The 9405-nt window shown below is 76.4% G+C and carries 10 protein-coding genes and 1 riboswitch; of the genes, 6 read left to right on the forward strand and 4 right to left on the reverse strand.

Features of this window, described 5'->3' with window-relative positions; translation table 11 throughout:
- The 3 genes from ABEB16_RS15925 to ABEB16_RS15935 form a co-directional block, all read right to left on the reverse strand.
- Positions 1 to 635 (reverse strand): FAD-dependent oxidoreductase (locus ABEB16_RS15925; RefSeq protein WP_345713206.1); only part of this gene is annotated, 635 nt, incomplete at its 3' end.
- Positions 632 to 1936: a quinolinate synthase NadA gene (nadA, locus tag ABEB16_RS15930; protein ID WP_345713207.1), complete on the reverse strand. Its 1305-nt coding sequence runs from the start codon at positions 1934 to 1936 to the stop codon at positions 632 to 634. The genes ABEB16_RS15925 and nadA, both read right to left, overlap by 4 nt.
- A 73-nt stretch (positions 1937 to 2009) precedes the next feature.
- Positions 2010 to 2708, reverse strand: coding sequence for an NUDIX hydrolase (locus tag ABEB16_RS15935; protein ID WP_345713208.1), 699 nt, complete (start codon positions 2706 to 2708; stop codon positions 2010 to 2012).
- Between the two features lie 481 nt (positions 2709 to 3189).
- On the opposite strand from ABEB16_RS15935, the gene ABEB16_RS15940 reads away from it, so the two are divergent.
- The 3 genes from ABEB16_RS15940 to ABEB16_RS15950 all read left to right on the forward strand — a co-directional run bounded on the left by ABEB16_RS15940 (position 3190) and on the right by ABEB16_RS15950 (position 6184).
- On the forward strand, positions 3190 to 3891 hold the full coding sequence (locus ABEB16_RS15940) for an iron-dependent transcriptional repressor DtxR (RefSeq protein WP_345713209.1): 702 nt from the start codon (positions 3190 to 3192) through the stop codon (positions 3889 to 3891).
- Positions 3892 to 4114: 223 nt separating this feature from the next.
- A riboswitch (cyclic di-AMP (ydaO/yuaA leader) is annotated at positions 4115 to 4243 on the forward strand.
- 3 nt (positions 4244 to 4246) lie between these two features.
- Positions 4247 to 5209: a C40 family peptidase gene (locus ABEB16_RS15945; RefSeq protein WP_345713210.1), complete on the forward strand. Its 963-nt coding sequence runs from the start codon at positions 4247 to 4249 to the stop codon at positions 5207 to 5209.
- Positions 5210 to 5689: 480 nt separating this feature from the next.
- The gene (locus tag ABEB16_RS15950) at positions 5690 to 6184 is read left to right on the forward strand and encodes an HNH endonuclease (RefSeq protein ID WP_345713211.1); all 495 of its coding nucleotides are present in this window, start codon (positions 5690 to 5692) and stop codon (positions 6182 to 6184) included.
- A gap of 57 nt (positions 6185 to 6241) precedes the next feature.
- Here ABEB16_RS15950 and ABEB16_RS15955 read toward each other — a convergent pair whose 3' ends face one another.
- Positions 6242 to 6676 (reverse strand): organic hydroperoxide resistance protein, encoded by a 435-nt coding sequence (locus ABEB16_RS15955; RefSeq protein ID WP_345713212.1) that lies wholly within the window; start codon positions 6674 to 6676, stop codon positions 6242 to 6244.
- 136 nt (positions 6677 to 6812) lie between these two features.
- Here ABEB16_RS15955 and ABEB16_RS15960 point away from each other — a divergent pair, with 136 nt between their 5' ends.
- From ABEB16_RS15960 to ABEB16_RS15970, 3 genes are all read left to right on the forward strand, one after another.
- A complete protein-coding gene (locus ABEB16_RS15960) occupies positions 6813 to 7316 on the forward strand; it encodes a hypothetical protein (RefSeq protein ID WP_345713213.1) in 504 nt (167 codons plus the stop codon).
- Between the two features lie 72 nt (positions 7317 to 7388).
- Entirely contained in the window at positions 7389 to 7622 is a 234-nt protein-coding gene (locus tag ABEB16_RS15965; RefSeq protein ID WP_345713214.1) for an RNA-binding S4 domain-containing protein, read from the forward strand.
- Between the two features lie 204 nt (positions 7623 to 7826).
- On the forward strand, positions 7827 to 9302 hold the full coding sequence (locus tag ABEB16_RS15970) for a malate:quinone oxidoreductase (protein ID WP_345713215.1): 1476 nt from the start codon (positions 7827 to 7829) through the stop codon (positions 9300 to 9302).
- Positions 9303 to 9405 lie beyond the last annotated feature (103 nt).

The following is a 9405-nucleotide window of genomic DNA, read 5'->3' on the forward strand; positions in this document are numbered from 1 at the left end:
AACATCCGCCCCGCGCCGCCGGAGGCGAGGACGACCGCGTCGGCGCGGACCCGCAGCCGCTCCTCGGGCCCGTCCGCGGAGCCGTTGCGGCGCAGCAGGTCCGCGCCGACGACCCGGCCGCCCTCGACGACCAGGGCGGTGACGGCGGTGGCCTCGTGCACCCGCACGCCGCCCGCCCGCACCGCCGCCACGAGGGCGTCGCTGATCCGCGCGCCGGTGACGTCGCCGCCGGCGTGCAGGATCCGGTGGCGGGAGTGCGCGGCCTCCAGCCCCCGCGCGGGCGCGCCGTCGGGACCGGTGTCGAACACCACCCCGCGGGCGACGAGCCCGGCCACCGCGGCCGGTCCCTGCGCGCACAGCACCTCCACCGCCGCCGGGTCGCACAGCCCCGCGCCCGCGCCGAGGGTGTCGGCGGCGTGCAGGGCGGGGGAGTCGTCGGCGGAGCTGACGACCGCGATCCCGCCCTGCGCCCAGCGGGTGCTGCCCGCGCCGAGGTCCGCCTTCGTCACGAGCGCCACCGAACCGTGCCGCGCGCAGTCCAGCGCCGCGGTGAGGCCCGCGACACCGCTGCCGACGACCAGCACGTCGACCGCGGGCAGCTCCCGGGGCGGCCCCGGCCGGGCGGCGGGGGTCACGGGCGGACGGCCAGCATCCGCCGCAGCGCCGTGCGGGCGGAGTCGGCGACGTCGGTGGGGACCCGCACCTGGTTGACGACCTCACCGCGCACCAGGGACTCCAGCACCCACGCCAGGTAGGCCGGGTGGATGCGGTACATCGTCGAGCACGGGCACACCACCGGGTCCAGGCAGGTGATGGTGTGCTCGGGGTGCTGCTCGGCGAGGCGGCGCACCATGTTGATCTCGGTGCCGATCGCGAACGCGGTGCCCGCCGGTGCCTGCTCCACGGCGCGCTGGATGTACTGGGTGGAGCCGGCCTCGTCGGCCGCGTCCACGACCTCCACCGGGCACTCCGGGTGCACGATGACGCGCACGTCGGGGTTCGCGGCGCGGGCGTCGGCGATCTGCTGCGGCGTGAACCGCTGGTGCACCGAGCACCAGCCCCGCCACAGCACCACCTTCGCGTCCGCCAGCGCCTGCGCGGAGTTGCCGCCCAGCGGCTTGCGGGGGTCCCACAGCGGCATCTCGTCCAGCCCGACGCCCATGGCCTTGGCGGTGTTGCGGCCCAGGTGCTGGTCGGGGAAGAACAGCACCCGCTGCCCGCGCTCGAACGCCCAGCGCAGCACCGCGGCGGCGTTGGACGACGTGCAGACGATGCCGCCGCGGTCGCCGCAGAACGCCTTCAGCGCCGCGGAGGAGTTCATGTACGTGACGGGGATGACGGGGACGCGCCCGTCGGCGTCGGGCGCGGTGCCGTAGATCGCGGTGAGCTGGTCCCAGCAGGCGGTGACGGAGTCGATGTCGGCCATGTCCGCCATCGAGCAGCCCGCCGCGAGGTTGGGCAGGACGACGCTCTGGCCGGGGGAGGCCAGCAGGTCCGCGGTCTCGGCCATGAAGTGCACGCCGCAGAACACGACGAACTCCGCGTCGGTGCGGGTGGTGGACTGCTGGGCGAGCTGGAAGGAGTCGCCGACGAAGTCGGCGAACCGCACGACCTCCTCGCGCTGGTAGTGGTGCCCCAGGACGACGAGGCGCTCGCCGAGGGTCGCCTTGGCCGCGCGGATGCGCTCCTCCAGCTGCGGCACCGGCGTGCGGCGGTACTCCGCGGGGATCTGCTGCTGCACGGGGGTCGTGGCGGGGGCGACGTCCGCGCTGGAACCACCGGGGCCGTACTCGGGCGCGGGCAGCGGCAGGCCGGGGACGGCGTCCATCGCCCAGGGCCCCTCGGCGAGGCGGGGGTCGCAGACGCCGGCGTCCTCGCCGCCGCGGGGGCGCGGGGCGCGGCCGAGCTGCTGGAGGGGGATGGTCACGGAGGTCATGGCGTTCCTTCCGGGGCCGCGGGGTTCGCGGGTTTCGCGGGGCTGGGGGTCTGCAGGGGCGGGGCGGGGTGCCTCACGAGGGCGGGCCCGCGACGGCGAACGGCCCGGGGCTGCCGGCCGGGACGAGCGCCCGGTACAGCCGCGGCGGGCGGTGCCGGGTGCCGGTGAGCCGTTCGCCGGTGGGGACGATCGTGCCGGTGGCCTCGACGTGGCGGCGGAAGTTGGCGGGGTCCAGGGGGCGCTGCAGCACGGCCTCGTGCACCTCGCGCAGCTGCGCCATCGAGAACGTCTCGTCGAGGAAGTGCAGCGCGATGGAGGCGTACTCCACCTTCGTGCGCAGCCGCCACAGCGCGTAGCGGACGATCTCGTCGTGGTCGAAGGCGAGGCCGGTGGCGTCGTCGGCGGCGCACCAGCGGACGTTCTCGCCCTCGGTGGCGGCGGCGGCCTCGTGGCTGCGCACCAGCGCGGAGTAGACGACGGTGAGGACCCGACCGGTGGGGGAGCGGTCGGGCCGGCCGAACGTGTAGAGCTGCTCCAGGTAGCTGGGGCGCAGGCCGGTCGTCTCGGCCAGGGTGCGCCGCCCGGCGTCGGAGAGGCTCTCGTCGGGGCAGACCCAGCCGCCGGGCAGGGCCCACCGGTCCTGGAAGGGCTGCCGGGTGCGGCGCACGAGCGGCAGGTGGACGCGGCGGGTGCCGCAGGCTCCGGGCAGCAGCGCGAGGATCACCGTCGACACGGCGACGGAGATCTCCCGCTGGTCCGCGGGCTGGCTCACGGGCGCGTCCTGTCCGTCGGGGGTCCGGTCTCCTGTCCATCGGCAGCCGCACGACCGACTAAAGGTGGCGGCGACACGAAGATGGCGGGGATGAGGTTACTCAGACCCGAACCCTCGCGGCAAGCCTCCCGGCAGGCCCCGCGGGCGACGCCGTAATTCGACGTGACAGCCGCCGGGGGGCGGACGTACCGTCGGAGGACACGGGAAGGAGGTGGTCCGACGCATGAAGAACTCTCGGACGCGTGAGGTGGCTGTCAGCTAGCAGCTGCGTGCAGGACGCCGACCGCTCTGGTCGCCCCGCGCAGCGCGGCGAATCCACGGCAGTCACCGAGACCCCCGGGCGCCGGCCCGTCCAGCCGGCCCTCCACCGCGGAGGAAGCGCCCGGGGGTCTTCCACGCCCGGCCCCGGCCGCACCCCCCCGGTGGACCGCCCGCCCCGTCGTTGCGTGCACCCGGCGGGCCGGTGTCGGAGAATGCGGGCGTGAGCGACCTCATCGACACCACCGAGATGTACCTCCGCACGATCTTCGAGCTCGAGGAGGAGGGCATCGTGCCGATGCGCGCCCGCATCGCCGAGCGCCTGCACCACAGCGGGCCCACGGTGTCGCAGACGGTCGCCCGCATGGAGCGCGACGGCCTGCTGCACGTCAGCGCCGAGCGCCACCTGGAGCTCACCGACGACGGTCGCGCCAAGGCCATGCGCGTCATGCGCAAGCACCGCCTCGCCGAGCGGCTGCTCACGGACGTCATCGGCCTGGACTGGGAGCTCGTCCACGAGGAGGCCTGCCGTTGGGAGCACGTGATCTCCGAGCACGTCGAGCGCCGCCTCGTGGAGATCCTGCAGCACCCCCAGCTGTCCCCCTACGGCAACCCCATCCCCGGCCTCGCCGAGCTCGGGGAGCCGGTCGAGGCGGAGGACTTCCGCGCCGGGGTGGTGCCGCTGACCTCCGTCGACGCCTCCGAGCGACCTGCCGTCGTGCGCCGCCTCGGCGAGCCCCTGCAGACCGACGTGGAGCTGATGGGCCGCCTCGCGGCGGCCGGGATGCGGCCGGGGGTGGCGGTGACCGCCCGCCGCGGGGCGGCGGGCCTGTCCGTCGTCGTCGACGGCGCGGGCGAGGGGTCGGCGGTCGACCTGTCGACGGCCCAGGCCTCCCACGTCTTCGTGGCGGCCGCCGGCGCCTGAGGCCCCGGCGGTGCCGGCGGGTGGGTGAATCGATTCGCGTCACCCGCCGGACACCCGCCGTACGACGCGCAACCCGGTTCGTGACAACGGCGTGACATCCGCGGCGGGCGTGGGCTACTGTCGCGCCGCTCCCCACCACGCGGCGGGGAGTCCTCCTGCGGACGCCGAGCCCTGCCACCGCTGCGAGGTCCCCGAGGACGTATGGCAGGGACGGGGGGAACCACTTTCCGGGTCGCAGGACCTCGATCGCCAGATCGGGTGCGGCCCTCGGGGTGAAGCCGGTGAGAACCGGCCGGGCGACCTTCCCGCCCGAACCCGACAGCTCACCTCGCAGGCGTCGGAGAGGTAACCCGCCTTGTCGACTCGCCATCCGGCGCGCCACCGCGCCTCCGCGCGCCCGCTGACCCCCCTCGCCTCCGCCTCGGCGGCGGTCCGCCGCAACGCCTCCACCGTGGGGCGCGGCACCGCCGTGCTGGCCGCCACCTCGGGGCTCGTGCTGTCGCTGTCGGCCCCCGCCGGCGCCACCCCCGCGGAGGGCGCCGCCGCCGCCCCCGTCGCCACGACCGCCCCCGCGGCGGTCGTCACCGCACCGGCGACCACCGCGCCGGTCGTCGTGGAGTCCGCGTTCGCCGCCGCCCCCACCCCCGCCCCGGCGGTCGTGGAGATCCCGCTGGTCGTCGAGGCCCCGGCCGCCTCGCCCGCCCCGGCGCAGGCCGCGACCGACGCCCGCGGTGTCGAGCAGGCCTCCCGCAGCTCCCAGCAGCCCGCCGACCTGCCGGTGGCCGCCGTGACGACCCCCGCGGTCGCCACGACCGCCGTGGTCGCCACCGCCCCCGCGGTCGCCACGACCGCCGCGGTCGCCACCGCCCCCGTCGTCGTGCAGCCCGTCGTGGCCGCCGCGCCGGTGCCGGCGGCGCCCGTGGCGCTGCAGCAGACCCCGGTCATCCCGCTGCCGCCGCTGCCCGTGGACCGCGGCCAGCAGGTCCTCGACACGGCCGCGCAGTACGTCGGCGTGCCCTACGTCTACGGCGGCACCACGCCCGCGGGCTTCGACTGCTCGGGCTACACGCAGTACGTCTTCCGCCAGATCGGCGTCCAGCTGCCCCGCACCTCCGGCGAGCAGGCCCGCGCCTCCCGCCCCGTCTCCGCCGGCGAGGCCCAGCCGGGCGACCTCGTCTTCTTCTCCAGCGGCGGCCGCGTCTACCACGTCGGCATCTACGCCGGTGGCAACGAGATGTACGACGCGCCCCGCGCCGGCAAGCCCGTCTCCAAGCGCGCGATCTGGAGCAGCGCGGTCAGCTACGGCCGCGTCCTGTGACCTGACCGCCCCCGGCGCAGGTCCGCCCCACCCCGGGCCGACGGCCCGCGCGGCGCCCCCTCGGCACCGCACGGGCCGTCTCTCCACCACCGCCCCCGCCCCCGCCCGCCGCGGTGGGCGGGGGCGGTCCGCGTCCCGGGCCGTGCCACCGCTCGTGCCGCCGCTCCCGGGCCCCGGCGTGTCGTCGCGGGCGTGACCCCCGGGTGTCCGGCAGGTGAGCAACGGTCAAGTCCCGTGACGGGACGGGCCGTCGGACGTACAGTGCGACCACGACGACGGCACCGCGGAGGACACCGTGCGCACCACGCCCCACCAGCGACCCCGCAGGGGGGTCGCGGCGCGCCCCTGGCGGCGCAGGGCGGTGGCCGGTGCCCTCCGGAGGCACCACCACCATCACGTGTGCGTGCCGGTGCACGCCGTCCTCGCCAGAGGCGCTCTTCCGATGCGGAAGGGCGCCTCTTCTCGTCGGTGGAGGTGGATGTGCGCACCCTCGTGCTGAACGCCGGTTACGAGCCCCTCGCGGTGGTGACCTTCCGCAGGGCCCTCGTCCTCGTGCTCGCCGGGAAGGCCACGGTCGTCATGGCCGACCCCGATCCCGTCGTCGGCGCCACGCTGACGTTCACCCGGCCCTCCGTCATCCTGCTCGGCCGCTACGTGCGCGTGCCGCACGGCCGGGTGGTGCCGGTGAGCCGGCGCGGGGTGCTGCGCCGCGACCACCACCGCTGTGCCTACTGCCGCGGCACCGCCTCGACCGTCGACCACGTGCAGCCCCGCAGCCGCCGCGGGCCCGACACGTGGGAGAACCTCGTCGCCTGCTGCGTGCGCTGCAACAACGCCAAGGGCGACCGCACGCCGGAGGAGATGGGCTGGACGCTGCCCTTCGTCCCGGCGGCGCCGCGCGGCGCCTCCTGGGTGGTGCGGGGCGCCGAGCAGGCCGACCCCCGCTGGGAGGAGTTCCTCGCGGTCGCCGCCTGACGCGCGGCGGGCCCCCTCCCGGCCGGGAGGGGGCCCGCCGTCACGGGACCGGGTGGCTCAGGCCTCCTCGGCCACCAGGGTCACCGGGATGTTGCCGCGGGTCGCCTTGGAGTACGGGCAGAGCTCGTGGGTGCGCTCCAGCACCTGCTGGGTCTGGTCCTTGGTCAGGCCCGGCACGGACGCGCGCAGCGTGACGGCCAGGCCGTAGCTCTCGCCCTCGGGCCCGAAGCCGACCTCCGCGACGAGGGTGGAGCCGGAGACGTCCACGCCGAGCTCCTTCGCCGCCAGGCCCATCGCGCCCTGGAAGCAGGCGCCGTAGCCCACGGCGAAGAGCTGCTCGGGGTTGGTGCCACCGCCGGGACCGCCCATCTCCTTGGGGGCCTGCAGCTGCACGTCGAGGACGCCGTCCTCGGTGACGCCGTGGCCGCCGCGGCGGCCACCGGTCACCGTGGCGCGGGCGGTGTAGACGATCTTGTCAGGGGTGTTCGCCATGCCCCGAACCTAGGGGCAGCGCGCGGACGCGGCCCGCCAGGGGGTGCGCGGTGGGGGATCCCCCCGATTGACCGCCCCGCCACCGCCCGCCGATGCTGCCCGTGGGCGGGTACCGGACCCGCCGAGGGAGGACGGCATGGGCACCGATGAGGACCGCGCCGCGTCGGCGCTGGACGACCTGCTCCAGCGCGCCGTGCGGCAGGGCTACCTCGACCCCGTCGCGGGCCTGGCCGCCCGCAGCGGGGTGGAGCGGCTGCGCACGTTCATCGCCGGCGCCGGCGGGGACCTGCGCGCCGCGGCCACCCCGCCGGCGGGAGCACCCCCCGGGGAGGTCGCCGCCGAGGAGGAGGCCGAGGACGCCGTCCTCGCGGACGAGCCGCCGGCCGGCTCCGTGCCCGGGGCGGGCGAACCCGCGCCCACGCGCCTGGCGAAGACCCCCGCGGCGCAGCCGGGGACCGGCGCGACCGGCTGCGGGGCGGGCGCCGACCACGCCCCCGGTACCCGCCTCGTGGTGCCGCTGCGCGGTGGCCGGCGGGCGGAGCTGCTGCTGCCGGAGCGCTTCGACGGCACCGACGCGTCCCGGGTGGCCGCCGTGCTCGAGGCCGTGGCGCTCGACGACGAGCCCCCCACCGGGACCTGAGCGCCCCGCCCGGCCCCCGCCGCGGACCCGCACCGGTGCGGTCCGCGGCGGGGGGTGGGGGAGGATGGGCGCGTGCCCGACCCCACCCCCGACCCCGCGACGCGCGACGTCCCCACCACCTCCGACGGCCTGCGCCTGGGGCAGTTTCTCAAGCTCGCCGACGCCGTCGACACCGGCGGCGGCGTCCGCGAGCTGCTCGCCTCGGGTGCCGTGACCGTCAACGGCGAGCCCGAGCAGCGCCGCGGCCGCCAGCTGCGCCGCGGCGACGTCGTCGAGGTCGGCGGTCGGCGGCTGCGCGTCGCCTGAGACCGCGCGAGGCCGGGCAGGACCGCCGCAGGACCGGCGTGCGAGCCGGTGTGAGGGACGGCACGGTCCGCCGGAGCCCCCCGGAGTTCGCGTTGCGGCCGGGAGGTCGTAGCGTGCCGGTGTCCCTGTTCGCACCGGTGCGGCGGTCCCGGGGGATCGCGCGCCCGCACCAGAAGCCCGAGGCTGTGGATCGTGTCGTCAACGGTGTCCGCAACGCAGCACGACCAGGAGCACGACGTCGTCCTCATCGGCGGCGGCATCATGAGCGCCACGCTCGCGGTGCTCCTCACCGAGGTGGAGCCAGGCTGGTCCATCGCCGTCCTCGAGAAGCTGCACCAGGTGGGTCAGGAGAGCTCCGACCCGTGGAACAACGCCGGCACCGGCCACGCCGCGCTCTGCGAGCTGAACTACACCCCGGCCCGCCCCGGCGGCGGCGTCGACGTCAGCAAGGCGATCTCGATCAACGAGTCGTTCCAGGTGTCGCGGCAGTTCTGGGCCCACCTCGTCGAGACCGGCGTGCTGACCGACCCGTCGCGGTTCGTCAACTCCGTGCCGCACATGAGCTTCGTGCGCGGGGAGGACAACGTCGCCTACCTGCGCGCCCGCTACGACGCGCTGCGGGAGCAGCCCCTCTTCCGGGGCATGGAGTGGGCCGACGACCACGCCCGCATCGGGGAGTGGGCGCCGCTGCTCACCGCCGGGCGGGCCCCCGGTGAGCGCATCGCCGCCACCCGGGCCACCGCGGGCACCGACGTCGACTTCGGCGCGCTGACCCGGGCCCTGCTCGACGTGGCGGTGGCGCGGGGCGTGCGCGTGCTCACCGGGCACACCGTGCGCGACCTGCGCCGCACCGGCGCCCGCTGGGAGCTGGACGTCCGCTCCGGCGGCGGCGGCGGCACCTTCCGCGCCCCGTTCGTCTTCGTCGGCTCCGGCGGCGGTGCCCTGCACCTGCTGCAGCGCTCCGGCATCCCCGAGGGCGCCGGCTTCGGCGGCTTCCCCGTCTCCGGGCAGTTCCTGCGCTGCCGGCGACCGGAGATCGCCGAGCGGCACGGCGCGAAGGTCTACGGGCAGGCCGAGGTCGGGGCACCGCCGATGTCGGTGCCGCACCTGGACACCCGCATCGTGGCCGGGCAGCGCTCCCTGCTGTTCGGGCCCTACGCCGGCTTCTCCCCGCGCTTCCTCAAGCACGGGCGCCTCACCGACCTGCCGCTGTCGGTGCGCCCCGGCAACCTCGTGCCGATGCTCGCCGTGGCCCGCGACAACGTGCCGCTGACGACGTACCTGGTCAAGCAGGTCCTGCAGTCGCGCGAGCAGCGGATCGCGGCGCTGGAGGTGTTCTACCCGGAGGCGAAGGCCGAGGACTGGGAGCTCATCACCGCCGGGCAGCGGGTGCAGGTCATCAAGAAGGGCCCCCGCGGCGGGGTGCTGCAGTTCGGCACCGAGCTCGTGCACGCCGCCGACGGCTCCCTCGCCGCGCTGCTGGGCGCCTCGCCGGGCGCCTCCACCGCCGTCGACGTCATGCTCACGCTGCTGCGCAAGTGCTTCCCCGGCAAGGTGGACGGCTGGCGCGCGCAGCTGGAGCAGGCGGTGCCCTCCTACGGCCGGCGCCTGTCGCAGGACGCCGACCTGCTGGCGCAGGTCACCGCCCGCACCGACGAGGCGCTGCAGCTGACCCCCTGACGAGCTCGGGGGAGCGGGCCGGGGGAGCCCGGTCCGCTCCCTAGAGTGGTGCCGTGACGTCCTCCACCCCCACCACCGCTCCTCCCGCCGGTCCCGACGCGGT

Source organism: Kineococcus glutinatus, from assembly GCF_039542765.1.
GTDB lineage: Bacteria > Actinomycetota > Actinomycetes > Actinomycetales > Kineococcaceae > Kineococcus_A > Kineococcus_A glutinatus.

Excerpts from the sequence above, each read along its gene's own strand:
- nadA (WP_345713207.1), bottom strand. The coding sequence starts at position 1,936 with ATGACCTCCGTGACCATCCCCCTCCAGCAGCTCGGCCGCGCCCCGCGC.
- ABEB16_RS15955 (WP_345713212.1), bottom strand. The coding sequence starts at position 6,676 with ATGGCGAACACCCCTGACAAGATCGTCTACACCGCCCGCGCCACGGTG.
- ABEB16_RS15960 (WP_345713213.1), top strand. The coding sequence starts at position 6,813 with ATGGGCACCGATGAGGACCGCGCCGCGTCGGCGCTGGACGACCTGCTC.